The following is a 25,954-nucleotide window of genomic DNA, read 5'->3' as shown; positions in this document are numbered from 1 at the left end:
TCAGCGTCCCGCGGCGTAGCCCTGCATGCCGCGCGGATTGGCGGCAGCGCGCCGGCGCACGCCGACGCGCGAGGCGGCAGTAAGGCGGCCCTCCGACCAGTCGGGCCCGACTTCGACGATATGTCCGCACTCGCGCAAATTCTCGATCGTCGCCTTCGGTACGCGGTTCTCGACCACGAGCACGCCGGGGCGCGCGGTGCGCGGCCAGAACGAGATCGGAAAATGCTCGGAGTGCCAGGCCGGCGCGTCGATGGCTTCCTGAAGATTGAGATTGCAATGGACGTGGCGCAGGAAGAACTGCGTGATCCACTGGTCCTGCTGGTCGCCGCCGGGCGAGCCCCAGGCAAGATACGGCTCGCCGTCGCGCAGCGCCATGGTCGGCGACAGCGTGGTGCGCGGCCGCTTGCCCGGTGCGAGTGCGGCGGGATGGTCTTCCTCCAGCCAGAACATCTGGGCGCGGCTGCCGAGGCAGAAGCCGAGTTCCGGAATGATCGGCGAGGATTGTAGCCAGCCGCCTGACGGTGTTGAGGACACCATGTTGCCGGCCTTGTCGATGATGTCGAAATGCACGGTGTCGCCGCGCACTTCACCGAAGCGTCCCACTGTCGGCTCACCCGCGCCGAGCGCGCCGACCGCCTCGCGCTGTCCCTCGGCGCGGCGCAGCTTGACCACGCCGCCAAAGCCTTCGATCGAGCCCGGGATGAAGTCGAGCGAAGCCTTCTCCGAGATCAGCTTGCGGCGCTCGTCGTTATAGGCATCCGACAGCAGCGTCCCGATCGGGATCTCGCTGAATTTTGGATCGCCGTAGAACTTTTCGCGGTCGGCGAAGGCGAGCTTTGCGCATTCGATCTGGAGATGGATGAACTCCGGCCCGGTCGGGTCGAGCCCGTCGAGCGCAAAACCCTTCAGCAGCGCGAGCTGCTGCAGCGTCACCGGACCCTGGCTCCAGACGCCGGCCTTGCAGACGGTATAGCGGCCATAATCGTAGGTGAGCGGCGCCTCGACCGTCGGCTGCCAGCGCGCGATGTCGTCGGCCGTGAGCACGCCGCGATGCGGCGAGCCGCTGACGTCCATCACTTCCTGCGTACGGCAGAACTTGTCGATGGCTTCGGCGACAAAACCCTGCGACCAGGACTTTCGCGCGCGCTCGATCTCGGCGTCGCGGCCACCTCCGCCGCTCTCGGCCTCGTTCAGGATCCGGGTGTATGTCGCCGCCAGCGTCTTGTTGGTGAACATCGTGCCGGGCTTCGGCACTTCGCCGTTCGGTAGATAGACCGCGGCCGAGGTCGGCCAATGCTTGCGGAACAATTGCTCGACGGTCTGGATCGTGGCGCAGGCGCGCTCGACCAGCGGATAGCCGTCGTGCGCATAGGAGATCGCCGGCTCCAGCACGTCGCGCACGCGCATCGTGCCGTAGTCGCGCAGCAGCATCATCCAGGATTCGAAGGTGCCGGGAACACAGGCTGCGAGCAGGCCGGTGCCGGGCACCATGTCGAGGCCTTCGCTCTTGTAATGCGCGATGGTGGCGCGCGCGGGGGCCGGGCCCTGGCCGCAGATCACCTCGGTGCGGCCGCGCTTGACGTCATGGACGATGATCGGCACGTCGCCGCCAGGGCCGTTCAGATGCGGCTCGACCACCTGGAGCGTGAAGGCGGTGGCGACGCCGGCATCGAAGGCGTTGCCGCCCTTTTCGAGAATGGCCATGCCGACGGCGGTCGCGATCCAGTGCGTGGTGGCAACGACACCGAACGTGCCCTCGATCTCGGGGCGCGTGGTGAAGGGATCGGGATTGACGTTACTGGCCATCGACTACCTCATTTGCGGCGGGCGCAATTGATCACAGCCGATGCTGGGATGCCAAATGCACAGACCGCATGGCACGCGCGCGTCACGCTGGGACCGGCGCGGTGTTCACCGCGTGGCAGGCGACGCCGTCAATCAGTTCCGGGGTCTCCTTGCGGCAGAGATCGAACGCCAGCGGACAGCGCGGATTGAAGGCGCAGCCGGAGGGCGGATTGATCGGGTTCGGGATCTCGCCCTTCACCGGAATGCGCTGGCGGCCGCTCATGGCGAGGTCAGGCACGGCGCCCAGCAGCATCTTGGTGTAGGGCATGCGCGGGCGCGCGAACAGCTCGCGTCCCTCCGCGATCTCGACGATCCGGCCGAGATACATCACGCCGACGCGGCTCGCCATGTGGCGAACCACGGCGAGGTTGTGGCTGATGAACATGTAGGTCAGGCCGAACTTGTCCTGGAGGTCGCGCATCAGGTTCAGGATCTGGGCCTGCACGGACACGTCGAGCGCCGAGGTCGGCTCGTCGCAGACGATGAATTCGGCGTCCGAGGCGAGCGCTCGCGCGATCGCGATGCGCTGGCGCTGGCCGCCGGAGAATTCGTGCGGGAATTTCAGGCGGTCGTCGGGATGGAGGCCGACGAGGCTGAGCAACTCGCCGACGCGGGCCTGGATGTCGCGCTCTCCCTGGATCAGGTCGAAGGCGCGGATCGGCTCGGAGATGATGGCATCGACGCGGAAGCGCGGATTGAGGCTCGCATAGGGATCCTGGAAGATCATCTGGATGCGGCGGCGCAGCTTGCGCCGCGCCGGCGCCTGCCGCGGATCGGTCATCGAGACGCCGTCGATCAGCACGTCGCCGGAGCTCGGCGGCAGCAGGCCGACCACCATCCGCGCCACCGTGGTCTTGCCCGAGCCGGACTCGCCGACCAGCGCAAAGGTCTCGCCCTTCTTGATGTCGAAGGTGACGTGATCGACAGCCTTGAGATATTCGAGCTGCCCGCCTTCCAGCAGGCGGTTGAGCCAGGGCTTTGAGACGTCGAAGACGCGGCGCAGGTTCGTGGCCTGGACGAAGGGCGTGCTCATGCCGCGCTCTCCGCCGGCACGGTGTCATAGAGATGGCAGGCAACCGACTGCGTGCCGCGCGGCAGCGGCTCCGGCCGCTCGACCCTGCAGCGGTCGAAGGCGAAGGCGCAGCGCGGATTGAACGAGCAGCCGCGCGGGATCGCCGACAGGCGCGGCATCGAGCCGGGAATCTGCACCAGGCGCTTGTCGTCGCCGGCAAGCGTTGGGATCGCGCCCATCAGGCCCTTGGCGTAAGGATGCAGCGGGTTCCGGACGACGTCCTGCACGGGGCCGATCTCGGCGACGCGGCCAGCATACATCACCGCGACGCGGTCGGAGGTTTCGGCGATCACGCCCATATCGTGGGTCACCAGCATCACGGCGGTGCCGTGATCGCGCCCGAGCCGCTTGATCAGCGAGATGATCTGCGCCTGCACGGAGACGTCGAGCGCGGTGGTCGGCTCGTCCGCGATGATCAGCTCCGGCTCGGCGCAGATCGCCAGCGCAATCACGACGCGCTGGCGCATGCCGCCGGAGAATTCGTGCGGGTAGCCGTCGATGCGCTTTTCCGGCGCCGGAATGCCGACCTCGGCGAGCAGGTCGATGGCGCGACGACGCGCGGCCGTCTCGGACAGGTTCAGGTGGGTCCGGATCGTCTCGACGATCTGGTCGCCGACCTTGTACAGCGGATTGAGCGAGGTGAGGGGATCCTGGAAGATCATGCCGATGCGCTTGCCCCTGATGCGGCGCATCTCCTCCGGCGGCAGATTGTCGATCCGCAGGCCGGCAAGGTGAATCTCGCCGCCGGCGATGCGGCCGGGCGGATCGATCAGGCCGATCACCGACAGACCGGTGACGGATTTGCCGGCGCCGGATTCGCCGACAACGCCCAGCACCTCCCCCTTGGCGATGTCGAAGGAGACGCCGTCGATGGCGCGCAGCGTGCCGCGGCGAGAGGCGAACTCGACCTGAAGGTTGCGGACGGAGAGAACGGGTTCGGTCATGGGCGACGCATACTCATCGGAGCTTCGGGTTGAGCGCGTCGCGCAGCCAGTCGCCCAGCAGGTTGATGGACAGGATCAGCGCGGCGAGTGCTATGCCGGGGAAAGCGACGATCCACCATTCGCCCGCGAACAGATAGCCGTTGCCGATGCGGATCAGCGTGCCGAGCGACGGCATGGTCTCGGGCATGCCCGAGCCGAGGAACGACAGCGTTGCCTCGGTGATGATGGCGAGCGCGAGGTTGATGGTGGCGATCACGAGGATCGGCCCCGTGGTATTCGGCAGCACGTGGCGCAGCATGATCACGGGGGCGGGCAGGCCGATCAATTGCGCGGCTGCGACATAGTCCTTGTTCTTCTCGACCAGGACCGAGCCGCGTACCGTGCGCGCGTACTGCACCCAGAAACTCAGACCGATCGCGAAGACCAGGACCGCCAACATGCTCATCTCGTCGAGCTTGTTGCCGAAGACCGATTTGGCGATGCCGTTGATCAGCAGCGCGATCAGGATGGCCGGGAAGGACAGCTGCACGTCGGCGATGCGCATGATCAGGCCGTCGACGGCGCCGCCGAAATAGCCGGCCGTCAGCCCGAGCAGGATGCCAAGCGCGCCGGACAAGACCACGCCGAGCACGCCGACCAGAAGCGAGATGCGCAGGCCGTAGAGAATCGCGGACAGCACGTCGCGGCCCTGCTCGTCGGTGCCGAGCAGGAACGGGCTCTGGCCGTCGGCGGTCCAGAGCGGGGAGATACGCGAATTCATCAGCTGAAGCTGCGCCGGATCGAACGGATTTTGCACCGACAGCACCGAGGCAAAGATCGCGAGCAGGAAGAACAGCAGCGTCACACCCGCCGCGATCATGGTGATCCTGGAGCGGCGGAACGAATAGAACAGGTCGCTGTCGAGCGCGCGCCTGAACCAGCCGGGTGCGGCGGCGCGCTTCTCGGCAGTGTGCGGAACGACGGCCTCGCTCATCTCAATGCGCCCGGCTGACCGTCGAGCGCAGCCGCGGATCGACGATGGTGTAGAGGATATCAACCACGAGATTGATGGTGACGAAGATCAGCGACACCATCATCAGATAGGCCGCCATGATCGGGATATCGACGTTCTGAACGGCCTGCACGAACAGGAGCCCCATGCCCGGCCATTGGAACACGGTCTCGGTGATGATCGCGAAAGCAATTACCGAGCCAAATTGCAGGCCCGCGACGGTGATCACGGGAACCAGCGTGTTGCGTAGCGCGTGGCCGAAATGGATGGCGCGCGTGGTCAGGCCGCGTGCGCGGGCGAAGCGGATGTAGTCGGTGCGCATGACCTCGAGCATCTCGGCGCGCACCAGCCGCATGATCAAGGTCATCTGGAACAGGCCGAGCGTGATCGACGGCATGATCAGCGCTTTCAGGCCTGACAGCGTCAGGAGGCCCGTCGTCCACCAGCCGATATGCACGACGTCGCCGCGGCCGAACGAGGGCAGCCAGCCGAGCGTCACAGAGAACAGGTAGATCATGAGAACGCCGATCAGGAAGGTCGGCAGCGAGATGCCGATCAGCGAGATAGCCTGGAAAACATGCGCGAGCCAGCTGTCGCGGCGCAGCGCCGAATAGACCCCCATCAGGATGCCACTGACCATCGCGAAGATGGTGGCGCAGATCGCGAGCTCCAGCGTCGCGGGCATCCGCTCGATCAGCAGGTTGGTGACGGGCAGGCGGAACTGGTAGGACACGCCGAACTTGAACTGGGCAGCATTGCCGATATAGCGGCCGAACTGCACGATCACGGGATCGTCGAGGCCGAGGGACTTGCGGATCGCGGCGCGCTCGGCGCCGGACGTATCCATCCCGACCATCTGGTTTACGGGATCGCCGGCAAAGCGGAACATCGAGAACGCGATGATCCCGACGGCGATCATGACGCCGATGGCCTGGATGGCCCGGCGCAGTGTGAAAGCGAGCATCTGTTCCTTTCACATGTCTTCAGCAGCACGCATCATCGCGTTAGCCCGAAACGGCAAGTCCCGGAAGCCAGATCTTGAAAGCGATGGCTTCCGGGACTTCACAACTTGTCGACACCTACTCGTCCTGCTTGGTCGCCCAGTAGAGCATGACCATGTTGTCCGCACGCTGGGTCAGCTTCACCTTCTTCGACACGCCCCAGGCGAGCGCCTGCTGGTGCAGCGGGACATAGGCCCAGTCCTTCATCGAGACCTCGAAAGCTTGCTTGATCAGGAGATCGCGCTTGGCTGTATCGGACTCCACGAGAACCTTGTCGGCGAGCTCGTCGAACTGCTTGTTGCAATAGCCGGCGAGATTGGCTTCGCCGCGGTTGGGATCCTTGGGATCGTCCCGGCAGCCCATGATGTCGTGCAGCACGTTCTGGGAGTCGAGCGTATCCGGGGTCCAGCCCAGCATGAACAGCGAGGTTTTGTAGCCGCCGGGCTTCAACACCTTGGCGAAATACTGAGCCTTGGGTTGCGCCAGCAGGTCGACCTTGATGTTGATGCGGGCGAGCATCCCAACGATGGCCTGGCAGATCGCGGCGTCATTGACGTAGCGATCGTTCGGGCAGTCCATCGTCACTTCGAAACCGTCCGCATAACCGGCGTCGGCCAGAAGCTTCTTGGCGGCGTCGGGATCGAACTTCGGCCGGGTGAAATCCTTCGAGGGAAAGATCTCTGGTGCGACCATCAATGCGGACGGCGTGGAGAGGCCGCGCATGACGCGGTTCTTGATCAGGTCGACGTCGATCGCCCGGTAGACGGCTTCGCGGACCCGAACGTCCTTGAACGGGTTCTTGCCCTTGACGTTGGAGAACAAGAGTTCGTCGCGCGCCTGATCCATGCCGACGAAGATGGTGCGGAGCTCAGGTCCCGTCAGCACGGTGGCGTTGGGGCTCGCTTTGACGCGCTCGATGTCCTGGACCGGAACCGGCTCGATCACGTCGACCTCACCCGACAGCAGCGCCGCGACACGCGTGGCCGGGTTTGCGATCGGCGTGAAGATGATCTCCTTCAGATTATGCTCCGGCTTGCGCCACCAGTTCGGGTTGGCCTTGTAGACGGTCTTCACGCCCGGCTGATGGCTCTCGATGACGAAGGCTCCGGTGCCGTTTTCATGGAGCGAGGCATAGCTCGGGGTCGTGGCGGCTGCGGGCGTCGGTGCCACTGCATCGTTCGCCTCTGCCCATTTCTTGTCCATGATGTACCAGGTCGCCCACAGCGCCGTCAGGATGGGATTGGGCGAGGTCAAGATGAAATCGACGGTGTAATCGTCGATCTTGACGACCTTGGCATCGGCGGGAACGCGGCTCTGGAAATTCGAGCCCTTCGCTCGCACGCGCTCGGCCGAGAACACCACGTCATCGGCGGTGAAGGGGTCACCGTTGTGGAATTTCACGCCCTTGCGCAGGTGAAAGCGCCAGCGCGTCGGCTCCGGCGTCTCCCAGCTTTCGGCGAGCGCCGGGATGATCTTGAGGTCCTTGCCGCGGGCGACCAGGCCCTCATAAACGTGGCCGAGGTGCGCACTGGTGGTCGACTCGTTCAGTGTGTAGGGGTCGAGCGATTTCAGCTCACCCTGGTTGGCGTAGCGCAGCGTCTGGCTCGACGCTGGCGACACTGCCAACGCAAGCGCACCGGCGAGCGTCGCCGCAAACAGACTTCGTCCGACTGACATTCTTAACCCTCTCCACTCGCCCGCACCGTCGTTTTTGATTGTTCGGCGGGGCTGATCGATCCATGTTGCCCAGAGTTCTCGACCCGTGCAAGCGCCATTCCAGCAAGGAACGCGCCAAGTTGCACCGCTGTGCAGCAATGCTGACCGGCAATTTGGGGACGAAAGGTCAGCGGCCGATGTGCGACTTTCGACCGGTGAAGCCCCGGGAGCACGGCTGTAACGGCCCATGCCGGCCTCGGCCGAAGCGCTTTTTGCGACGAAAGCGATTTGATTGACTATACCTGCCGATTGCGGAAGCCGGCGCCCGTCACCCGCCTCAGGTCGCTTGCGTTGCACACCGGGTCGCGGCGATACTCCGACAGGCCGCTCGAATCTCATCCGGAGGGGACATGAAAGTTAATATCGAAATCGACTGCACCCCCCTTGAAGCCCGCCAGTTCTTCGGTCTGCCCGACGTGTCTCCGATGCAGACGGCGGTGATGGAAAAGCTCCAGCAGCAGGTCCTCAGCAACATCGAAAAGGTTTCGCCGGAATCGCTGATCCAGAGCTGGTTCACCTTCGATCCCAAGATCGCCGAGCGGTTTCAGGACATGTTCGTCACCATGGCCGGTCTCGGCAGCCCGCGTAGTCACGACAAGAAGAAATAATGGCGTCCAGGCCGGACGGGCCGCAGGATACACGCCGGCTTCGTCCGCCGAGCCTCGGCCTGCTGCTGGCCGAAGCCCGCGGCCTGTTCGAGTTCAATGCGAGCCTGCTGCTGTCGCCGGTCCTGATGCGCGCGCCCAGGGGCGACGGCCATCCGGTGCTGGCGCTGCCGGGCTTTCTCGCCAGCGATCTCTCGATGGCACCGATGCGACGCTATCTCAGCGAGCTCGGCTACGAGGCACATGCCTGGCGGATGGGCCGCAATCTCGGCGGTCTCGGGCGGATGCGGGAGGCCTTGCACAGACGTCTTGCCGAGATCCATGCCGCGAGCGGTCGCAAGGTCAGCCTGGTCGGCTGGAGCCTCGGCGGCGTCTATGCCCGCGATCTCGCGCTGCAGTCGCCGGAGATGGTTCGCTCTGTCATTACACTCGGCAGTCCGTTCGCCAACGATATCAGAGCGACCAACGCCACGCGGCTCTACGAGGCGCTGTCCGGCGAGCGGGTCGAGGATCTCTCGGAGCTGCGCGAGGCGATAGCCGGCGATCTGCCGGTTCCGGCGACGTCGATCTATTCGCGCGCCGACGGCGTCGTGAACTGGCGGACCTGTCTGCTCCGTCCCTCCGACCGCGCCGAGAACATCGAGGTGCATCTGGCGAGCCATATCGGGCTCGGCGTCAACCCTGCCGCGCTGTGGGCGGTGGCCGACCGCCTCGCCCAGCCGGAAGGGGAATTCTGGCCGTTTGACCGGGCAGGGCCGTTTGCCATTGCATATGCCCCGCCGGAACAGGCAGTATCGGCCTGACGAGAAGCGCCGCCAAGGCGCCCGTCAAATACTCGGGAGGGAACTATGGCTGACGGTAAGAAACTGTCGTCGCTGGACGCATCGTTTTTGTATCTGGAAACGCCGGAAATGCCGATGCATGTCGGCAGCATGGCCATCTTTCGCCTGCCGGATGATTACAAGGGCGACTTCTTCGAAGACTTCAAGGCGATGATCGTCTCGCGCCTGCACATCGCGCCGATCCTCAAGGCACGCCTGGAGAAGGCGCCGCTCGACATCGACCACCCCTCCTGGGTCGAGGACGACCAGTTCGACATCGATCGCCACATCTTCCGCGCCAGCCTGCCGCAGCCGCGCGACCGCGCCACGCTCGAACGCATCGTCGGCTGGATGCACGCCAAGCTCCTGAACCGCGCCCGCCCGCTCTGGGAGTTCTATGTCTTCGAAGGCATGAAGGACAACGAGGTCGGGCTCTATTCCAAGATGCATCATGCCGCGATCGACGGCGGCGCCGGTGCTGCGCTGACCAACATGATCTACGACATCTCGCCAATCCCGCGGCAGGTCGATCCGCCCACAGGCGGGTCGAAACCCGGCCAGGAGCCGCGCGACATCGCGGCGAACCTGCTGGATTCCTATCAGCAGCTATTCAGCCAGCCGCTCGATGCGTCGGCGGCGGCGAAGAATCTGCAATTGCCGCGGACCGGCAAGAGCGACATCGGCTCGATCCTGTTCGACAATGCGATGTACCAGATCGAGAGCGCGGTGCGCTTCGCCGGCAACATCCCGACCATGGTCAAGAGCGTCTCCGAGGTGCTCGGCAAGGTGTCCGATCCGAAATCGCGCGAGAGCTTGGCCAGCATGGTGTCGCCGCCGACCATGCTCAACAAGACGATCTCGTCGGAACGCAGCTTTGCCGGCGTGTCGATCTCGCTGTCGCGCTCCAAGGCGCTGGCAAAGCTCGCCGGCGGCAAGCTCAACGACGTCGTGCTGGCGCTCGCCTCCGGCGTGGTCCGGCGCTACCTCCTGCAATATGGCACGCTGCCGGCGAAATCGCTGACCGCGGCGGTGCCGATCTCGCTACGCGAGGAGGGCAACACCGAGGCCAACAACCAGGTGTTCGGCATGATCTGCGCGATCGCGACCAACATCGACGATCCCAGGGCGCGGCTGGAAGCGATCATCGCGCAATCGACCAAGTCCAAGGAGATGTCGCATCCGCTGCGCGCCTTGATGCCCCAGGTCTCCAACATCTCGATGTTGGGTGCGCCGATCATGGTGCAGATCCTGGCGCTGCTCTACAGCCGCTCGAACCTGTCGGACGTGCTGCCGCCGGCGGCGAACATCACCGTGTCCAACGTGCCGGGGCCGCGGCAAACGCTTTACGCGGCTGGCGCCGAGCTGCTGCACATCTTCCCGGTGTCGATCTCGACGCACGGGCAGGCGCTCAATATCACCGTGCAAAGCTATCGCGACCAGCTCGATTTCGGCTTCATCGTCGGCGCCAACATCATCCCGCATGTGCAGGTAATGTGCGACATGCTGCCGGCGGAGTTCGCCGCGCTCGAGGCGGCCTATGCGCCGCCCGCGGCGGACATCAAGGGCGCGGCGGAATAGGGAACTTGTCAGGAAGCGTATGATGATTGAAATGCCGCCGCTCAAGTTCGCGCAGACGAACGGAATCCGCATGGGCTATTACGAGGCGGGTCCGGTCACGGACAAACCGCCGGTCGTGCTGTGTCACGGCTGGCCCGAGCTCGCCTTCTCCTGGCGCCACCAGATCAAGGCGCTGAGCGAGGCCGGCATCCGCGTGATCGCGCCCGATCAGCGCGGCTATGGCGCGACCGATCGGCCCGAGCCGGTCGAGGCCTACGACATGGAGCATCTGACCGCCGATCTCGTCGGGTTGCTCGATCATCTCAACATCGACAAGGCGATCTTCGTCGGCCACGACTGGGGCGGCTTTGTCGTCTGGCAGATGCCGCTGCGCCATCCCACGCGCGTCGCCGGCGTGGTCGGCGTCAACACCCCGCATTGGGAGCGTGCGCCGATGGATCCGATCGCGCTGTTCCGCCAGCGCTTCGGCGATCAGATGTATATCGTCCAGTTCCAGGATCCCGCGCGCGAGCCGGACAGGATTTTTGGCAGCCGCGTCGAAGAGACCTTCGATGCCTTCATGCGCAAGCCGGCCGCGCGCCCTCCGGGTGCGCCGGAGGAACAGCCGATTGCGGGCATTGGGGCCTCGCCCCGCATCAATCTGGCGTTTCCGCAGATGATTGCGAATTACGATTCCAGGCATGATCCGCGTACGCCGATCCTGTCGGCGGACGAGAAGAAGGTGTTCGTCGACACGTTCACGGCAACCGGCTTCACCGGCGGCATCAACTGGTATCGCAATTTCACCCGCAACTGGGAGCGGTCGAAGGGGCTCGACCACCACATCAGCGTTCCCTCATTGATGATCATGGCCGAGAACGATGCCGTGCTGCCGCCGTCGGCGGCCGACGGCATGGAGAAGCTGGTGTCTGATCTCGAGAAGTATCTGGTGAAGGACAGCGGCCATTGGACGCAGCAGGAGAAGCCGGAAGAGGTCAGCGCCAAGCTGATCGAATGGCGTAGAAGGCGGTTTGGTTAAGCTCGTCATTGCGAGCCCGTCATTGCGAGGAGCGAAGCGACGAAGCAATCCAGATCTGTTGCCGCGGATACATCTCTGGATTGCTTCGCTTCGCTCGCAATGACGACGGTGAATATCGAGGCAGGGGGGAGCGCATTTAATGTCAACTAAGAACCGTCTGGATCCGATTCCGCATCCGCCGACCAAGCCGGTGGTCGGCAACATGCTGTCGCTGGACTCGGCCGCGCCCGTGCAGCACCTGACGCGGCTCGCCAAGGAGCTTGGCCCGATCTTCTGGCTCGATATGATGGGCTCGCCGATTGTCGTCGTCTCCGGCCACGATCTCGTTGACGAGCTCTCCGACGAAAAGCGCTTCGACAAGACGGTGCGCGGCGCGCTGCGGCGCGTGCGAGCGGTCGGCGGCGACGGACTGTTCACGGCCGACACCAGGGAGCCGAACTGGAGCAAGGCGCATAACATCCTGCTGCAGCCGTTCGGCAATCGCGCCATGCAGTCCTACCACCCGAGCATGGTCGATATCGCCGAGCAGCTCGTCCAGAAATGGGAGCGGCTCAACGACGACGACGAGATCGACGTCGTCCACGACATGACCGCGCTGACGCTGGATACGATCGGCCTGTGCGGCTTCGAGTATCGCTTCAACTCGTTCTACCGGCGCGACTATCATCCCTTCGTCGAGTCGCTGGTGCGCTCGCTCGAAACCATCATGATGACGCGCGGCCTGCCGTTCGAGCAGCTCTGGATGCAGAAGCGCCGCAAGGCACTGGCCGAAGACGTCGCCTTCATGAACAAGATGGTCGACGAGATCATCGCCGAGCGCCGCAAGAGTTCGGAAGGGATCGACGACAAGAAGGACATGCTGGCCGCGATGATGACCGGCGTCGACCGCTCGACCGGCGAGCAGCTCGACGACGTCAACATCCGCTATCAGATCAACACCTTCCTGATCGCGGGGCACGAGACCACCAGCGGCCTGTTGTCCTACTCGCTCTATGCGCTGCTCAAGCATCCGGACATTCTCAGGAAGGCCTATGACGAGGTCGACCGTGTCTTCGGTCCCGACGTCAATGCGAAGCCGACCTACCAGCAGGTGACGCAGCTCACCTACATCACGCAGATCCTGAAGGAGGCGCTGCGGCTGTGGCCTCCGGCGCCGGCCTACGGTATCTCACCGCTGAACGACGAGACCATCGGCGGCGGCAAGTACAAGCTCAGGAAGGGCACGTTCACCACGATCCTGGTGACGGCGCTGCATCGCGATCCCAGCGTTTGGGGCCCGAACCCAGACGCTTTCGATCCCGAGAATTTCAGCAAGGAAGCCGAGGCGAAGCGGCCGATCAATGCCTGGAAGCCGTTCGGCAACGGCCAGCGCGCCTGCATCGGCCGCGGTTTTGCCATGCACGAGGCCGCGCTCGCGCTCGGCATGATCCTGCAGCGCTTCAAGCTGATCGACCACCAGCGCTACCAGATGCATCTGAAGGAAACGCTGACGATGAAGCCGGAAGGCTTCAAGATCAAGGTGCGTCCGCGCGCCGATCGCGAGCGCGGAGCCTACGGCGGGCCCATCGCGGCTGCGGTGTCGGCGCCGAGGGCGCCGCGTCAGCCGACCACGCGGCCCGGTCACAACACGCCGATGCTGGTGCTCTACGGCTCCAATCTCGGTACCGCCGAGGAGCTCGCGACACGCATGGCGGATCTCGCGGAGATCAACGGCTTTGCCGTGCACCTTGGGCCACTCGACGATTATGTCGGCAAGCTGCCGCAGGAGGGCGGCGTCCTGATCATCTGCGCCTCCTATAACGGCGCGCCGCCGGACAATGCGACCCAGTTCGTCAAATGGCTCGGCGACGATCTGCCGAAGGACGCCTTTGCCAATGTGCGCTACGCCGTGTTCGGCTGCGGCAACAGCGACTGGGCCGCGACCTATCAATCGGTGCCGCGTTTCATCGACGAGAAATTGTCGGCGCATGGTGCGCGCGCGGTCTATCCGCGCGGCGAGGGCGATGCGCGCAGCGATCTCGATGGCCAGTTCCAGAAATGGTTCCCGGCGGCGGCCCAGGTCGCGACCAAGGAATTCGGCATCGATTGGAATTTTACGCGCACCGCGGAGGACGATCCGCTCTATGCGATCGAGCCGGTCGCAGTGACCGCCGTCAACACCATCGTCGCGCAGGGCGGCGCGGTGGCGATGAAGGTGCTGGTCAATGATGAGCTCCAGAACAAGATGGGCGCCAACCCGTCCGAGCGCTCGACGCGCCATATCGAGGTGCAGTTGCCGGCCAACATCACCTACCGTGTCGGCGATCATTTGAGCGTGGTCCCGCGCAACGATCCGACGCTGGTGGATTCCGTTGCGCGCCGCTTCGGCTTCCTGCCGGCCGACCAGATCAGGCTTCAGGTCGCCGAGGGCCGCCGCGCGCAATTGCCGGTCGGCAATGCCGTATCGGTCGGACGCCTGCTCAGCGAGTTCGTCGAGCTGCAGCAGGTGGCGACGCGCAAGCAGATCCAGACCTTGGCCGAGCACACCCGCTGCCCGGTCACCAAGCCGAAGCTGCTGGCCTTCGTCGGCGAAGAGGCTGAAACGCTCGAGCATTACCGCAGCGAGATTCTGGCGCGGCGCAAATCGGTGTTCGACCTGCTGCTCGAACATCAAGCCTGCGAACTGCCGTTCCACGTCTACCTGGAAATGCTCTCGTTGCTCGCGCCGCGCTATTACTCGATCTCATCCTCGCCGTCGGTCGATCCGACGCGCTGCAGCGTCACGGTCGGTGTGGTCGAAGGCCCGGCGGCGTCGGGGCGCGGCACCTACAAAGGCATCTGCTCGAACTATCTCGCCAACCGGCGTTCGGGCGATGCGATCTACGCCACCGTGCGCGAGACCAAGGCTGGATTCCGGCTTCCTGATGATCCATCCGTGCCGATCGTCATGATCGGCCCGGGCACGGGACTGGCGCCGTTCCGCGGCTTCCTCCAGGAGCGCGCCGCGCGCAAGGCGAAGGGCGCTGCGCTCGGCCCCGCGATGCTGTTCTTCGGCTGCCGCCACCCCGAGCAGGATTTCCTCTATGCGGACGAGTTGAAGGCGCTCGCGGCAAGCGGCATCACCGAGCTGTTCACCGCGTTCTCGCGCGCGGACGGACCGAAGACCTATGTGCAGCACCTCCTCGCCGCGCAAAAGGACAAGGTCTGGCCGCTGATCGAGCAGGGCGCGATCATCTATGTCTGCGGCGACGGCGGCAAGATGGAGCCCGACGTGAAGGCGGCGCTGGTCGCGATCCACCGGGAGAAGGGCGGCAGCGATGCCGCAACGGGCGCCCGCTGGATCGAGGAGATGGGCGCGAAGAACCGGTACGTGCTGGATGTCTGGGCGGGAGGGTGACCGCCAGCACAATCGTGCTAAACGTCAGGCATGATTCCCTGGGAAAAACTCGACACCGCCAAGATCCCCGGCTCCGACGAAGAGCTCCGGCTGATGCGCCGGGGCAAGGAGTTCTCGATCAAGCTCGGTACCAACGAGCTGATGAACAACCGCCTGTCCGGCTCGGAAGCAGCGCTCGCGACGCTGGCGGCAAAGCAGATCGAGACGGTCGTAAAACCCATCGTCCTCATCGGCGGCCTCGGCATGGGGTTTACCTTGCGCGCGGCGCTCACCGTGCTGGGTGCCAAGGCGAAGATCGTGGTCTCCGAACTGGTGCCGGCGGTCGTCACCTGGGCGCGCGGTCCGATGGCGGAGGTTTTTGGTGACAGCCTCGATGATCCCCGTGTCAGCATCCGCGAGATTGACGTCGGCGAAGTCGTCCGGGCGAAGAGCGCTGCCTTCGACGCCATTCTGCTCGATGTCGACAACGGGCCCGAAGGGCTGACCCGGAAGGGTAATGACGCACTCTATAGTGCGAGCGGGCTGAAGGCGGCGAAGACGGCATTGCGGCCGGGCGGCGTGCTCGCAGTCTGGTCGTCAGGACCCAACCCTGCCTTCACCAAGCGCCTCCGCACTGCCGGCTTCGATGTGAATGAAGTCGCTGTCCGCGCCACCGGCCGGGGCGGTGGCGCGCGCCATGTGATCTGGATGGCGAAGAAGGCCTAAGCCGCCGCTCTAAGCCGCCTTGGCCGCCGCGCCATGCGCGTGCTTGTCGATGGCGCGGATGATGTCGGGCCAGAAGCGCATCGGCAGCGCGTGGCCCATGCCCTCGACCATCAACAGCTTTGCGCCGGGGATAGACTCCGCCGTGTCCTTGCCGCCTTCGGGACGGACCAGGGGATCCACGGTGCCGTGGATCACCAGCGTCGGCGTCTTCACGCTGCGCAGCCGTTCCTTGCGGCTGCCGGAGGCCAGCACAGCGCGCAGCTGCCGGCCGACGCCGGCCGGATTGAGCCCGCGTGCGAACACGCGCTCGGCACGGTCGAGATCGAGCGCTTCCTCTTCCGGAAACGATCCGCCGCGCAAAAGCTTCCATGTCTCGCCGAAGCGGACGATGAACTCTTCCTTGCTCTGCGGCGGCGGCGCCATCAGCATCGCGGCGGCCTCGCGGGTCGGCGGCGGCACGCGCGGATTGCCCGTGGTCGACATGATTGAGGTCAGCGACCGCACCCGCTCGGGAAACGACAGCGTCGCCTCCTGCGCGATCATGCCGCCCATGGACGCCCCGACCAGATGCGCCGACTTGATGCCGAGCGCATCCATCAGCCCGATGGTGTCCCTGGCCATGTCGATCAGCTTGTAGGTTGCGGCCACAGGAATTTTGAGGAAGCGCAGCTTCAGCAGCTCGAGCGGCGTCAGGCGCTTGCCGCCGGTGAGATGGCTCGACTTGCCGATGTCGCGATTGTCGAAGCGGATCACGCGAAAGCCGTGCACGGCGAGCTGCTCGCAGAACGCATCGTCCCAATGGATCATCTGCGCGCCGAGCCCCATGATCAGCAGCAGCGGCTCGGCATTGTCGTTGCCGAAGATCTCGTAGCAGATGTCGATGCCGTTGGCGCGGATGGTCTGGGGCGGCTGATGGGCGGTCACGGATGCGTTCCCTCTCTGCTGGTTGATGCTGTATCGCACGGTTTCAGGCGGCAAAGAAGCCGTGTGCGCCGCACCTGATGACCTGCCGGTTGACCGCTCGCTCGCAACGGTGTGGTATGGCGAAAAAGAAGGGCGTCGAAGCTCTCGGTACCAGGAGGACGCCGATGACCGACAAGACCAATGACCCGGTCGCCATGTGGCAGAAGATGGTGGGTGAGATGGAGAAGGGGTTCAACTCCTTCGCCAACAAGGCCATGTCTTCGCCCGAATTTTCACAGGCGATGAACCGTGCGGGTGGAGTTGCTGCAGGTGCTCAGAAGCAGCTCGGCGAGCTCATGGAGAAATACCTCGTTACGATGAACCTGCCGAGCCGGGAGCAGGTGACGGGCCTTGCGGAGCGGCTGCAGTCAATCGAAGCCCAGATCGGTGAGATGAAGGCGATGCTGAGCCAGATGGCGGCGAATTCTGGCATCTCGCAGGGCTTCGATGGGGCGCCGAAGCCGCCGCGGACCAAGCGTCCGCCCTCCGAAAACGGAGAGCAGAAATGAACGCGGCGACGGGACTTGATTTCGCATCTATCCCGGAGCGCATCCAGACCGAGGTGCAGCGCGCCATCCAGCGCAGCATCAAGGGCGTCGAATATTTCTCGACCTCCGGACCCGCGCTCGGCTCGACGCCGAAGGATGTGCTGCATTCGCGCGGCACGATGAGCCTCTATCATTACCGGCCGATGTCCAACGAGATCTACCGCGTGCCGGTGCTGATCGTGATGGCGACCACCAACCGCGGTTACATCCTCGACCTCGTGCCCGGCCAGAGTTTCATCGAGTTCCTGCTGAGGCGTGGTTACGACGTCTACATGCTCGATTGGAGCGCGCCGCGGCCGGAGGAAAAGAGCCTGCGGATGGAGGACTATGTCCTCGACTTCATCCCGGACTGTGTCCGCCGCGTGCAGGCCGATTCCGGCGAGCAGGAGGTCTCCGTCATCGGCTATTGCTTCGGCGGCGTGCTGTCGCTGCTCTACGGCGCGATCCACAGGGACGGGCCGATGAAGAATCTGATCTGCTTCACCACGCCGATCGACTTCCGCGAGATGAAGCTGTTCTCGAATTTCTCCGATCGCCGCTATTTCGACGTCGACCGCCTCGTCGACAGCGTCGGCAACGTGCCGCCGGAGATGATCCTGTCCTCGTTCGAGATGCTGCGCCCGGCCTCGCGCACCGTGAGCCAGATCCAGCTCTGGGAGAACATCTGGAACGACGAGTTCGTGAAGTCGTACCGGATGTTCGACCGCTGGGCGACCGACACACTGCCGCTCGCGGGCGAATATTTCCGCACCATCACCAAAGACCTGATGTGGGACAACAAGCTGTTCAACGACAGCATGTCGGTGGGCGGCCGCGCGGCGAAGCTCGAGAACATTAAGGTGCCGATCCTGCATGCGGTCGCAGAGCACGATCACATCGTGCCCTATGACGCCGCAAAACACCTGATCACGAAGATCGGGTCGGAGGACAAGGAAGAGGTGATGCTGAAGGGCGGTCACGTCTCGCTGGTCGCCGGCGCCAATGCGGTAAAGCGGCTGTGGCCGAAACTGGATTCCTGGCTGGGGAAGAGATCGACATGAGCGAGCAGCGTTCCTATCCGCGTCACGTCAAGACCGACGCCGGCGATATCGAGATCCGCCTGATGTCGCCTGCGGATGAGGCCGCAGTGCTCGCCTTCGGCAAGGGCCTGCCGACCCACGATTTGCTGTTCCTGCCGCGCAACATCAGCGAGCCGAAGGTGCTGTCGGCCTGGGTCAAGGAGATCGAACGCGGGGCGATTACCAGCCTCCTTGCCGTGAAGGACGCCCGGGTCGTCGGCTGCGGCACGCTGGTGCGCGATCCGCATTCCTGGTCGCCCCATGTCGGCGAGATCCGGATGGTGGTCTCGCTCGATGTGCGCGGGAAGGGGGTGGGGCGGGCGCTGTCGCAGGAGACCTTTGCCCTCGCGCTCGGCGCCGGCCTCGAAAAGCTCTCGGTCCAGATGACGGTGGATCAGCAGGCGGCGATCGCGCTGTTCGAGAGCCTGGGCTTCAAGGCCGAGGCGCTGCTGCGGGACCATGTCCGGGATGTCGGCGGCAAGACCCACGACATTGTCGTGCTCGGCCACAACATCGCGCAGGTCCAGGCCCAGATGGAGGCCTATGGGCTGCCAGGCGCCGTCCAGCACTAGCGCGCCGCCCGGGAACCCGGCTGGCTAAGGAGGCATCAGGATGCCTCCCGTTAAGGCCGTTCACGGTTTCGTGATACCGCAATGCAGCATCAATATTGCGATGCACAATTAACTGTGTCATATAAGCCGTGCCCCGGGCCAATGCGGACGGGGTGAGCCCATAGCTCAACCCAATGAGGATGGAGAGAACCCCATGACCACTGAAACCAACACCGCTTTCGAGGGCTTCAAAGACGCTTTCAAGAACATCCAGAACCTGGAAGTTCCCGAGGCTGCCCGCGAATTCGTCAAGAAGACTGCCAACACCGCCAAGGACCGTGCTGCCGAGGTGTTCGCTGGCTCCGAACGCGTGACCGCCGCCGTCGAGAACGCGGTGACAGAGTCCGTCACTGAAGCCGGCAAGATCAGCCGCAACATTCAGCAGGCGATCTACGAGGACGCCGAGGCGTTCTTCTCGGGCATCGACAAGCTCGCGTCCGCCAAGTCGGTCAGCGAAGCCGTCGAGATCCAGTCGAGCCTGCTCCGCGCTCGCGGCGAAGTGTTCGTCTCGCGCGCCAAGGCGACCGCCGACTATTTCGGCAAGCTCGCTGCCAACGGTGCGAAGTCCGCTCAGGACAACTTCGCCAAGGTCTACAACAAGACCGCCTGATCCGGCGCCCTGAGTGCAAACTGAAATTTGAGGCCCGCTTCGGCGGGCCTTTTGTTTTTTGCGCTGCCGTCATTGGCCGTCGTCATTGCGAGGAGCGAAGCGACGAAGCAATCCAGAGTCTTTGTGCGGAGGCAGACTGGATTGCTTCGCTTCGCTCGCAATGACGAGTACTGTGATGCCATCATGGACTCATCTGCCAGCTTCTCCTTTGAGACACATGCCGATGCTGAACGCGCGGCCGAGCTGCGTCGCGTGAAGGCGCTGGCGACCTTGGTGCTGGCCTCGACGCTGGCACTGTTCGTCGTCGCGAAATGGCTGCTGCCGGTGCATCCCGTGTTCGGCTTCATCGCGGCCTTCGCCGAGGCCGCGACCATCGGCGGGCTCGCCGACTGGTATGCGGTGGTCGCGCTGTTCAAGCGGCCGCTCGGCCTGCCGATCCCGCACACCGCGATCATCCAGAGCAATCAGGCCCGCATCGCCGACAAGCTCGGCGAGTTCATCCAGGTGCATTTCCTCGAGGCCGGCCCGGTCGAGGCCAAGCTGAACGAGATCGACTTCGGCTCCTTCGTCGCCGACTGGCTGCGTGATCGCAAGCGCAGCGATGACCTCGCACGCTTCGCACTGAGTCTGCTGCCGGAGGCGGTGTCCGCGACCGAAAGCTCCGGCCTGATGACCTTCATCATCCGCCGCATGTCCTCGCAGCTCCAGGCGATCGACCTCGCGCCGCTCGCCGCCGGCACGCTGCGCGGCTTCGTCGCGGAGAGGCGCCACCAGATCCTGTTCGACGATCTCCTGCGCGTGATGCACGAGACGCTGAACCAGAAAGAGACGATGGCGATGATCCGCGAGAAGGTGCGCGCGGAGCTGCCGACCCTGCTCAAGCTCTATCGCGCCGACAAGTTTCTGGTGAACAAGATCGTGTCGTCGGCGACCGCGTTCTTCAATGAAGTGCGCAGCGATCCCAAACATCCGTTCCGCGGCGAGTTCGACCGCATGGTGCTGAGCTTCGTCGACCGGCTCGGCACCGACCAGGCCTATATCGACCGCATCGACGGCTTGAAGCGCGATCTGCTGGCGCGGCCCGAGCTTGCCGATCTCGCCCGCACCGTCTGGGCCAACACGCGCTCCTTCATCGAGCGCAGCGCGAGCGGCGAGACGCAGGTGCTGCAGCATCATCTCGCCGGCATGTTCGTTTCGGCGGGCGATGCGCTCGCCGGCGATGCCGAGCTGCGCGGCGAGATCAACAAGGGCCTGGTGGCGGTGCTGCGCAGCTTCGTCGCCGACCAGAAGAGCGGCGTCTCGATCTTCATCTCGGACCAGGTCAAGGCGTGGGACATGGCGCAGCTGATTTCGCTGATCGAAATCAACATCGGGCGCGACCTGCAATACATCCGCTTCAACGGTTCGCTGATCGGCGGCCTCGCCGGACTTGCGCTCTACTCCGTAGAATCCCTGCTCCGATTGTTGTGACTTTTGCGTCACGGCCGTTAGCATTAACGCGCAGGCCTATTGTCGCCTCGCGCCTCTCCCGCTTGAATGTGAGGAACCGGCCGCCTAGCTGATTCATGTTGCGCTGCGGAACGTTCAAGAAGCCGGCGTATTGGAATTCATGCCCATTGCCGGCATCGCGGCCGGCGCCTTCTCCAGGGGATCCATTGATGACCGCTACTGCCCAGACGCTGCGTCCGCCGTCCCGGACTCTGATGTTTTTGGAAGGACGCGCGATCCACGAGTTCGGCGCATTCCTCGGCGCGCTGCCGCTGCTGAGCCGCGCGCCGCGCGGCGATGGGCATCCGGTGCTGGTGCTGCCGGGCCTCGTGGCCTCCGATGCGTCCACGCGCGCGCTGCGCACGTTTTTGACCAGCAAGGGTTATGCAGTGAGCGGCTGGCGCCAGGGCCGCAATTACGGCCTGCGCGAGGGCGTGCAGCATGCGATGGTCGATCTGGTCCACGAGCTGAGCGACAAGCACGGCCGCAAGATCAGCCTGGTCGGCTGGAGCCTCGGTGGCCTCTACGCGCGTCAGCTCGCCAAGATGATGCCCGAGCGCGTGCGCCAGGTGATCACGCTCGGCAGCCCCTTCGCCGGCGATCCCCGGTCGACCAATGCCTGGCGCGTCTATGAATGGGCGAGCGGACGGAAGTCCGACGAGGTTGATCCGGAGTTCGGCGGTGAGCTCGCAGTGCCGCCGCCGGTGCCGACCACCGCCATCTTCAGCCGCACCGACGGCGTCTGCGCCTGGCAGGGCTGCATGGAGAAGTCGGGCGCGCAGACCGAGAGCATCGAGGTCGAGAGCAGCCATTGCGGCATGGGCCACCATCCCGCTGTGGTCTATGCCGTCGCCGACCGCCTCGCGCAGAAGGAAGGCCAGTGGCGTCCCTTCGACCGCAGCGGCTGGCGCAGCTTGGCCTATCCCGATCCGCATCGCTAGAAGGTGTTTGTGCAGCTTCCTATCCGGGTACAGGACAATCGCTTTGGGTGCTTGGGGAACTGGCGTTTTTGATAACGATACCGCGTGCGATTTCGCATTCACGGTTAGGGAGGGCGGTGGCATCGACATCCTCATCGAGGCAATCGATCGTGTGGCATCGATCGGAAATGGCTACGTTGAAACTCGGGATGCTGAAGAATGCCTTGCCGCCGCCGATATCATTGCGAGGTTGAGGGGGAGCCCCGGGGAGCAGACCGCGTATACGGCCGAGATAGACTCGTGGATTGCGAACTCGAAGGTCACAATTTCGGACGAGCTGGTAGAGAAAGCCAAACGGTCAGTCGCCCGAATTCTCGTCGAACCTTCCGCGCTCCTTGGACTCTGGGGCGAGTCTCGAGATTTCGACGTTTGGAAGCGTCGCGTAGAGGAAGTGATCCTACGTCTCTAAACGGGCTGCCATGCTGTCCAAGGAAGCGACATCCTATTGATTGGATTGTTCGCCCCGCGCAAATCGCGCTATGCGTGAGGCATGGCGCATCCGCTCTCCCGCATCATCGACCAGCTCAAGCGTGAGCCGTCACGTACCGGCTCCATCGTCATCACAATGTTCGGCGACGCCATCGTGCCGCGCGGCGGCTCGGTGTGGCTCGGCACGCTGCTGGAATTCTTCGAGAGCCTGGACATCGACGCCGGTGTGGTGCGCACGGCGATGTCGCGCCTCGCCGCCGATGGCTGGCTGACGCGCGAAAAGGTCGGCCGCAACAGCTTTTATCGCCTGGCCGAGAAAGGACGCCAGACGTTCGAGGCAGCCACGCGCCACATCTACGATCCGCCGCCGTCCGACTGGACCGGCCGCTTCGAGCTGCTCCTGATCGGGAATGGCGAGGACCGCGACGTCTCGCGCGAAGCGCTCCGCAATGCCGGCTTCGGCAGCCCGCTGCCGGGCGTGTGGGTTGCGCCGTCAGGCGTGCCGGTGCCGGACGAGGCCGCCAGCGCCATCCGTCTCGAAGTTTCGGCCGAGGATGACAGCGGCCGCCGCCTGCTCAGCGCGAGCTGGCCGCTGGACCGCACCGCCGACGCCTATCTGAAATTCATGAAGACCTTTGAGCCGCTCCGCGCCGCGCTCGCCCGCGGCTCCGATCTGTCCGAAGCCGACGCCTTCACCGCGCGCATCCTGCTGATCCACTATTATCGCCGCGTCGTGCTGCGCGATCCGCTGCTGCCGGATAGCCTGCTGCCGGCCGACTGGCCGGGCAGGGCTGCCCGCGCGCTCTGTGGCGAGATCTATCGGGCGCTGCTTGCACCGTCGGAACAATGGCTTGATGGCCATGGAACCAATGAAAAAGGGCCGTTGCCGCCGGCGCGAGAGCTCTTGGAAAGGAGGTTCGAGGCCTGATCTATATGTTACAGAAATATCTTGCATGAAGCATTTTTTGTTATATATTGCCTCCCAATAAAACGGGAGGACGCGCGTGTATACCCAGGCGCTGAACATGGCCGAGACCGATGATCGCGGCCTCGAGGACGCGGCCAAGGCTGCGCAGTTCCAGGCCCGCATCGATGCCGAAGAGCGCATCGAGCCGAACGACTGGATGCCGGCGGCCTATCGCAAGACGCTCACACGCCAGATCTCCCAGCACGCCCATTCCGAAATCGTCGGCATGCTGCCCGAAGGCAACTGGATCACGCGCGCCCCGACGCTGCGCCGCAAGGCTGCGCTGCTCGCCAAGGTGCAGGATGAGTGCGGCCACGGGCTCTATCTCTATGCCGCCGCCGAGACGCTCGGCACTTCGCGCGAGGAGCTGGTCGACGCCATGCTTGCGGGGAAGGCAAAATATTCCTCGATCTTCAACTATCCGACGCTGACCTGGGCCGACATCGGCACCATCGGCTGGCTGGTGGATGGCGCGGCGATCATGAACCAGATCCCGCTGTGCCGCTGCTCCTACGGCCCCTATGCGCGCGCGATGATCCGCGTCTGCAAGGAGGAGTCGTTCCACCAGCGCCAGGGCTACGAGATCATGCTGACGCTGTGCCGCGGCTCGGAGGAGCAGAAGGCGATGGCGCAGGACGCGCTGAATCGCTGGTGGTGGCCGGTGCTGATGATGTTCGGTCCGCCGGATGCGACCAGCCAGCACAGCGACACCTCGACGAAATGGAAGATCAAGCGCTTCTCCAATGACGAGCTGCGCCAGAAGTTCGTCGATGCCACCGTGCCGCAGGCACAATATCTCGGCCTCACCATTCCCGATCCCGGCATGATTCAGGATGCCGAAGGGCACTGGCGCTACAGCGAGATCGACTGGACCGAGTTCAAGCAGGTGCTCGCCGGCAACGGTCCGTGCAACCGCGACCGCATGGCCGCGCGCCGCAAGTCGCACAACGAGGGCGCCTGGGTGCGTGAGGCCGCTGCCGCTTACGCCGCGAAACGCGCACAGCGCCAAACCGCACAAGCCGCGGAGTAGGAGATCATTATGGCCACGCCGAACACGCCGCTGTGGGAAGTCTTCATTCGCAGCCGCAACGGGCTCGCGCACAAGCATGTCGGATCGCTGCATGCGAGCGACGCCACCATGGCCCTGCAGGCCGCCCGCGACATCTACACCCGCCGCGGCGAGGGCCTGTCGATCTGGGTCGTGCCGTCCACCGCGATCACCGCGAGCGATCCCGCCGAGAAGGGCATGATGTTCGAGCCGGCGGAATCGAAGATCTACCGGCACCCGACGTTCTATGAGGTGCCCGAGGAAGTGGGACACATGTGATGGCGACCGCGAACATCCAGGTCTCCGAAACGCCGCTGGTGCTCTACGCACTGCGCCGCGCCGACGATGCGCTGATCCTCGGCCATCGGCTGTCGGAGTGGTGCGGGCATGCGCCGATGCTGGAAGAGGACATGGCACTCTCCAACATCGCGCTCGACCTGATCGGCCAGGCACGCGAGCTCTACAGCTACGCCGCCAAGGTCGAAGGCAAGGACAACGACGAGGACAAGCTCGCATATTTGCGCGACGTCAGGCAGTACCGCAATCTGCTGCTGGTCGAGCAGCCCAATGGCGACTTCGCCCAGACCCTGGTGCGGCAGTTCTTCTACTCCGCTTTCGCCGACCTCTATTGGCGCGCGATGATGAGTTCGCGCGACACGACACTGGCGGCGATAGCCGCCAGGTCGGAGAAGGAGAGCGCCTATCATCTGCGCCACGCCTCGGAATGGATCATCCGGCTCGGCGACGGCACGGACGAGAGCCACGCGCGCTCGCAAGCTGCGATCGATCATCTCTGGGCTTTTACCGGCGAGATGTTTGCCGTCGATGACGGCGAGCGCGCCCTGATCCATGCCGGCATCGCCATCGATCCCGGCACCTTGCGCGGCCGCTGGCTGACGACGCTGTCCGATGTCATCGGCGAAGCAACGCTTCGATTGCCGCAGAACGACTGGATGCAGCAGGGTGGCCGCGCCGGCCGGCACAGCGAGCATCTCGGCCATCTCCTGTCCGAGCTGCAAGCGATGCAGCGCACGTTTCCGGGGCAGACATGGTGACGGTATTGGAGCGGGATAGCGAGACGCGTCAGCGCGCGTGGGATGCCGCGGCGAGCGTGGTCGACCCTGAAATCCCGGTCCTGACCATTGCCGATCTCGGCGTGCTCCGCGATGTCGTGCTCGACGGTGACCGCGTCGAGGTTGCGATCACGCCGACCTATTCGGGCTGCCCGGCCATGAACATGATCGCGCTCGAAATCGAGGTGGCGCTGGAGCGCGCCGGTTTCCATCGTCCGAAGGTGCGCACGGTGCTGTCGCCGGCCTGGACCACGGACTGGATGAGTGAGGAGGGCCGCCGCAAGCTGACCGCCTATGGCATCGCACCGCCGCAAGCTTCACACTCGCGGCGTGCGCTGTTCGGCGAGCAGACCGTCACGTGCCCGCAATGCGGCTCGGACAACACCGAGCTCTTGTCCGAATTCGGCTCGACCTCCTGCAAGGCGCTGTGGCGCTGCAAGGCCTGCCGCGAACCCTTCGATTATTTCAAGTGTCATTGAGGCACATGATGCCAACTCCATCGTCATT

General features: G+C 64.5%; 25 protein-coding genes. 18 read left to right on the top strand and 7 right to left on the bottom strand.

The window, feature by feature from the left end:
* The 6 genes from RAD16_RS38615 to RAD16_RS38590 form a co-directional block, all read right to left on the bottom strand.
* Positions 1–1,806 (bottom strand): gamma-glutamyltransferase family protein, encoded by a 1,806-nt coding sequence (locus RAD16_RS38615; protein WP_458163104.1) that lies wholly within the window; start codon positions 1,804–1,806, stop codon positions 1–3.
* A gap of 82 nt (positions 1,807–1,888) precedes the next feature.
* A complete protein-coding gene (locus tag RAD16_RS38610) occupies positions 1,889–2,878 on the bottom strand; it encodes an ABC transporter ATP-binding protein (protein WP_458163103.1) in 990 nt (329 codons plus the stop codon).
* Positions 2,875–3,861, bottom strand: a complete 987-nt coding sequence (locus RAD16_RS38605; protein ID WP_458163102.1) for an ABC transporter ATP-binding protein — start codon at positions 3,859–3,861, stop codon at positions 2,875–2,877. Before RAD16_RS38605 ends, RAD16_RS38610 begins: the two co-directional genes overlap by 4 nt.
* Before the next feature lie 13 nt (positions 3,862–3,874).
* Positions 3,875–4,834 carry an ABC transporter permease gene (locus tag RAD16_RS38600; RefSeq protein ID WP_458163101.1) on the bottom strand — a complete coding sequence of 320 codons (960 nt, stop codon included), beginning with the start codon at positions 4,832–4,834 and terminating at the stop codon, positions 3,875–3,877.
* A 1-nt stretch (position 4,835) separates the two neighbouring features.
* A complete protein-coding gene (locus RAD16_RS38595) occupies positions 4,836–5,816 on the bottom strand; it encodes an ABC transporter permease (RefSeq protein ID WP_458163100.1) in 981 nt (326 codons plus the stop codon).
* Between the two features lie 115 nt (positions 5,817–5,931).
* Positions 5,932–7,530, bottom strand: a complete 1,599-nt coding sequence (locus RAD16_RS38590; RefSeq protein ID WP_458163099.1) for an ABC transporter substrate-binding protein — start codon at positions 7,528–7,530, stop codon at positions 5,932–5,934.
* Positions 7,531–7,919: 389 nt separating this feature from the next.
* Between RAD16_RS38590 and RAD16_RS38585 the strand changes: the two genes are divergently transcribed.
* The 6 genes from RAD16_RS38585 to RAD16_RS38560 all read left to right on the top strand — a co-directional run bounded on the left by RAD16_RS38585 (position 7,920) and on the right by RAD16_RS38560 (position 15,672).
* Entirely contained in the window at positions 7,920–8,177 is a 258-nt protein-coding gene (locus tag RAD16_RS38585; RefSeq protein WP_458163098.1) for a DUF6489 family protein, read from the top strand.
* Positions 8,177–8,977 (top strand): esterase/lipase family protein, encoded by an 801-nt coding sequence (locus RAD16_RS38580; RefSeq protein WP_458163097.1) that lies wholly within the window; start codon positions 8,177–8,179, stop codon positions 8,975–8,977. The genes RAD16_RS38585 and RAD16_RS38580 overlap by 1 nt, the downstream gene beginning before the upstream one ends.
* A gap of 45 nt (positions 8,978–9,022) precedes the next feature.
* On the top strand, positions 9,023–10,573 hold the full coding sequence (locus RAD16_RS38575; RefSeq protein ID WP_458163096.1) for a wax ester/triacylglycerol synthase family O-acyltransferase: 1,551 nt from the start codon (positions 9,023–9,025) through the stop codon (positions 10,571–10,573).
* Positions 10,574–10,595: 22 nt separating this feature from the next.
* A complete protein-coding gene (locus RAD16_RS38570) occupies positions 10,596–11,591 on the top strand; it encodes an alpha/beta fold hydrolase (RefSeq protein ID WP_458163111.1) in 996 nt (331 codons plus the stop codon).
* A gap of 139 nt (positions 11,592–11,730) precedes the next feature.
* Complete coding sequence (locus tag RAD16_RS38565; RefSeq protein WP_458163095.1) at positions 11,731–14,967, top strand: bifunctional cytochrome P450/NADPH--P450 reductase; 3,237 nt, start codon at positions 11,731–11,733, stop codon at positions 14,965–14,967.
* A gap of 30 nt (positions 14,968–14,997) precedes the next feature.
* Positions 14,998–15,672 (top strand): spermidine synthase, encoded by a 675-nt coding sequence (locus RAD16_RS38560; RefSeq protein ID WP_458163094.1) that lies wholly within the window; start codon positions 14,998–15,000, stop codon positions 15,670–15,672.
* A gap of 9 nt (positions 15,673–15,681) precedes the next feature.
* Here RAD16_RS38560 and RAD16_RS38555 read toward each other — a convergent pair whose 3' ends face one another.
* Complete coding sequence (locus tag RAD16_RS38555; protein WP_458163093.1) at positions 15,682–16,596, bottom strand: alpha/beta fold hydrolase; 915 nt, start codon at positions 16,594–16,596, stop codon at positions 15,682–15,684.
* A 164-nt stretch (positions 16,597–16,760) separates the two neighbouring features.
* Between RAD16_RS38555 and RAD16_RS38550 the strand changes: the two genes are divergently transcribed.
* The 12 genes from RAD16_RS38550 to paaD all read left to right on the top strand — a co-directional run bounded on the left by RAD16_RS38550 (position 16,761) and on the right by paaD (position 25,926).
* Positions 16,761–17,144 carry a hypothetical protein gene (locus RAD16_RS38550; RefSeq protein ID WP_458163092.1) on the top strand — a complete coding sequence of 128 codons (384 nt, stop codon included), beginning with the start codon at positions 16,761–16,763 and terminating at the stop codon, positions 17,142–17,144.
* The gene (locus tag RAD16_RS38545) at positions 17,141–18,223 is read left to right on the top strand and encodes a PHA/PHB synthase family protein (RefSeq protein WP_458163091.1); all 1,083 of its coding nucleotides are present in this window, start codon (positions 17,141–17,143) and stop codon (positions 18,221–18,223) included. Before RAD16_RS38550 ends, RAD16_RS38545 begins: the two co-directional genes overlap by 4 nt.
* Positions 18,220–18,813, top strand: coding sequence for an N-acetyltransferase family protein (locus RAD16_RS38540; RefSeq protein WP_458163090.1), 594 nt, complete (start codon positions 18,220–18,222; stop codon positions 18,811–18,813). Before RAD16_RS38545 ends, RAD16_RS38540 begins: the two co-directional genes overlap by 4 nt.
* Before the next feature lie 193 nt (positions 18,814–19,006).
* Positions 19,007–19,462: a phasin gene (locus RAD16_RS38535; RefSeq protein WP_212343595.1), complete on the top strand. Its 456-nt coding sequence runs from the start codon at positions 19,007–19,009 to the stop codon at positions 19,460–19,462.
* A gap of 183 nt (positions 19,463–19,645) precedes the next feature.
* Positions 19,646–20,932 carry a DUF445 domain-containing protein gene (locus RAD16_RS38530; protein WP_458163089.1) on the top strand — a complete coding sequence of 429 codons (1,287 nt, stop codon included), beginning with the start codon at positions 19,646–19,648 and terminating at the stop codon, positions 20,930–20,932.
* Positions 20,933–21,120: 188 nt separating this feature from the next.
* Positions 21,121–21,891 carry an esterase/lipase family protein gene (locus RAD16_RS38525; RefSeq protein WP_458163088.1) on the top strand — a complete coding sequence of 257 codons (771 nt, stop codon included), beginning with the start codon at positions 21,121–21,123 and terminating at the stop codon, positions 21,889–21,891.
* Positions 21,794–22,339 carry a DUF4259 domain-containing protein gene (locus RAD16_RS38520; RefSeq protein WP_458163087.1) on the top strand — a complete coding sequence of 182 codons (546 nt, stop codon included), beginning with the start codon at positions 21,794–21,796 and terminating at the stop codon, positions 22,337–22,339. The genes RAD16_RS38525 and RAD16_RS38520 overlap by 98 nt, the downstream gene beginning before the upstream one ends.
* Before the next feature lie 81 nt (positions 22,340–22,420).
* A complete protein-coding gene (gene paaX, locus RAD16_RS38515) occupies positions 22,421–23,287 on the top strand; it encodes a phenylacetic acid degradation operon negative regulatory protein PaaX (protein WP_458163086.1) in 867 nt (288 codons plus the stop codon).
* A 76-nt stretch (positions 23,288–23,363) separates the two neighbouring features.
* Entirely contained in the window at positions 23,364–24,356 is a 993-nt protein-coding gene (paaA, locus tag RAD16_RS38510; protein WP_458163085.1) for a 1,2-phenylacetyl-CoA epoxidase subunit PaaA, read from the top strand.
* A gap of 9 nt (positions 24,357–24,365) precedes the next feature.
* The gene (gene paaB, locus RAD16_RS38505; RefSeq protein ID WP_008136594.1) at positions 24,366–24,653 is read left to right on the top strand and encodes a 1,2-phenylacetyl-CoA epoxidase subunit PaaB; all 288 of its coding nucleotides are present in this window, start codon (positions 24,366–24,368) and stop codon (positions 24,651–24,653) included.
* Positions 24,653–25,429, top strand: coding sequence for a 1,2-phenylacetyl-CoA epoxidase subunit PaaC (gene paaC, locus RAD16_RS38500; protein WP_458163084.1), 777 nt, complete (start codon positions 24,653–24,655; stop codon positions 25,427–25,429). The genes paaB and paaC overlap by 1 nt, the downstream gene beginning before the upstream one ends.
* Positions 25,423–25,926 (top strand): 1,2-phenylacetyl-CoA epoxidase subunit PaaD, encoded by a 504-nt coding sequence (gene paaD / locus RAD16_RS38495; protein WP_458163083.1) that lies wholly within the window; start codon positions 25,423–25,425, stop codon positions 25,924–25,926. Before paaC ends, paaD begins: the two co-directional genes overlap by 7 nt.
* The last annotated feature ends 28 nt before the right edge of the window (positions 25,927–25,954 follow it).

The organism is Bradyrhizobium sp. 18BD (assembly GCF_054185225.1).
The sequence above is the reverse complement of the archived record's forward strand: the minus strand, read 5'-3'. Positions and strand labels throughout refer to the sequence as shown.

What these genes read in the sequence shown, in the direction of transcription:
- RAD16_RS38565 (WP_458163095.1), top strand. Translation starts at nt 11,731, where the DNA reads ATGTCAACTAAGAACCGTCTGGATCCGATTCCGCATCCGCCGACCAAG.
- RAD16_RS38530 (WP_458163089.1), top strand. Translation starts at nt 19,646, where the DNA reads ATGGACTCATCTGCCAGCTTCTCCTTTGAGACACATGCCGATGCTGAA.
- RAD16_RS38520 (WP_458163087.1), top strand. Translation starts at nt 21,794, where the DNA reads ATGCCGTCGCCGACCGCCTCGCGCAGAAGGAAGGCCAGTGGCGTCCCT.
- paaB (WP_008136594.1), top strand. Translation starts at nt 24,366, where the DNA reads ATGGCCACGCCGAACACGCCGCTGTGGGAAGTCTTCATTCGCAGCCGC.
- RAD16_RS38535 (WP_212343595.1), top strand. Translation starts at nt 19,007, where the DNA reads ATGACCACTGAAACCAACACCGCTTTCGAGGGCTTCAAAGACGCTTTC.
- RAD16_RS38590 (WP_458163099.1), bottom strand. Translation starts at nt 7,530, where the DNA reads ATGTCAGTCGGACGAAGTCTGTTTGCGGCGACGCTCGCCGGTGCGCTT.
- RAD16_RS38550 (WP_458163092.1), top strand. Translation starts at nt 16,761, where the DNA reads ATGACCGACAAGACCAATGACCCGGTCGCCATGTGGCAGAAGATGGTG.
- paaC (WP_458163084.1), top strand. Translation starts at nt 24,653, where the DNA reads ATGGCGACCGCGAACATCCAGGTCTCCGAAACGCCGCTGGTGCTCTAC.
- RAD16_RS38540 (WP_458163090.1), top strand. Translation starts at nt 18,220, where the DNA reads ATGAGCGAGCAGCGTTCCTATCCGCGTCACGTCAAGACCGACGCCGGC.
- RAD16_RS38545 (WP_458163091.1), top strand. Translation starts at nt 17,141, where the DNA reads ATGAACGCGGCGACGGGACTTGATTTCGCATCTATCCCGGAGCGCATC.
- RAD16_RS38580 (WP_458163097.1), top strand. Translation starts at nt 8,177, where the DNA reads ATGGCGTCCAGGCCGGACGGGCCGCAGGATACACGCCGGCTTCGTCCG.
- RAD16_RS38600 (WP_458163101.1), bottom strand. Translation starts at nt 4,834, where the DNA reads ATGAGCGAGGCCGTCGTTCCGCACACTGCCGAGAAGCGCGCCGCCGCA.
- paaD (WP_458163083.1), top strand. Translation starts at nt 25,423, where the DNA reads ATGGTGACGGTATTGGAGCGGGATAGCGAGACGCGTCAGCGCGCGTGG.
- RAD16_RS38570 (WP_458163111.1), top strand. Translation starts at nt 10,596, where the DNA reads ATGATTGAAATGCCGCCGCTCAAGTTCGCGCAGACGAACGGAATCCGC.
- RAD16_RS38605 (WP_458163102.1), bottom strand. Translation starts at nt 3,861, where the DNA reads ATGACCGAACCCGTTCTCTCCGTCCGCAACCTTCAGGTCGAGTTCGCC.
- RAD16_RS38595 (WP_458163100.1), bottom strand. Translation starts at nt 5,816, where the DNA reads ATGCTCGCTTTCACACTGCGCCGGGCCATCCAGGCCATCGGCGTCATG.
- RAD16_RS38560 (WP_458163094.1), top strand. Translation starts at nt 14,998, where the DNA reads ATGATTCCCTGGGAAAAACTCGACACCGCCAAGATCCCCGGCTCCGAC.
- RAD16_RS38615 (WP_458163104.1), bottom strand. Translation starts at nt 1,806, where the DNA reads ATGGCCAGTAACGTCAATCCCGATCCCTTCACCACGCGCCCCGAGATC.
- RAD16_RS38575 (WP_458163096.1), top strand. Translation starts at nt 9,023, where the DNA reads ATGGCTGACGGTAAGAAACTGTCGTCGCTGGACGCATCGTTTTTGTAT.
- RAD16_RS38525 (WP_458163088.1), top strand. Translation starts at nt 21,121, where the DNA reads ATGACCGCTACTGCCCAGACGCTGCGTCCGCCGTCCCGGACTCTGATG.
- paaX (WP_458163086.1), top strand. Translation starts at nt 22,421, where the DNA reads ATGGCGCATCCGCTCTCCCGCATCATCGACCAGCTCAAGCGTGAGCCG.
- RAD16_RS38610 (WP_458163103.1), bottom strand. Translation starts at nt 2,878, where the DNA reads ATGAGCACGCCCTTCGTCCAGGCCACGAACCTGCGCCGCGTCTTCGAC.
- RAD16_RS38585 (WP_458163098.1), top strand. Translation starts at nt 7,920, where the DNA reads ATGAAAGTTAATATCGAAATCGACTGCACCCCCCTTGAAGCCCGCCAG.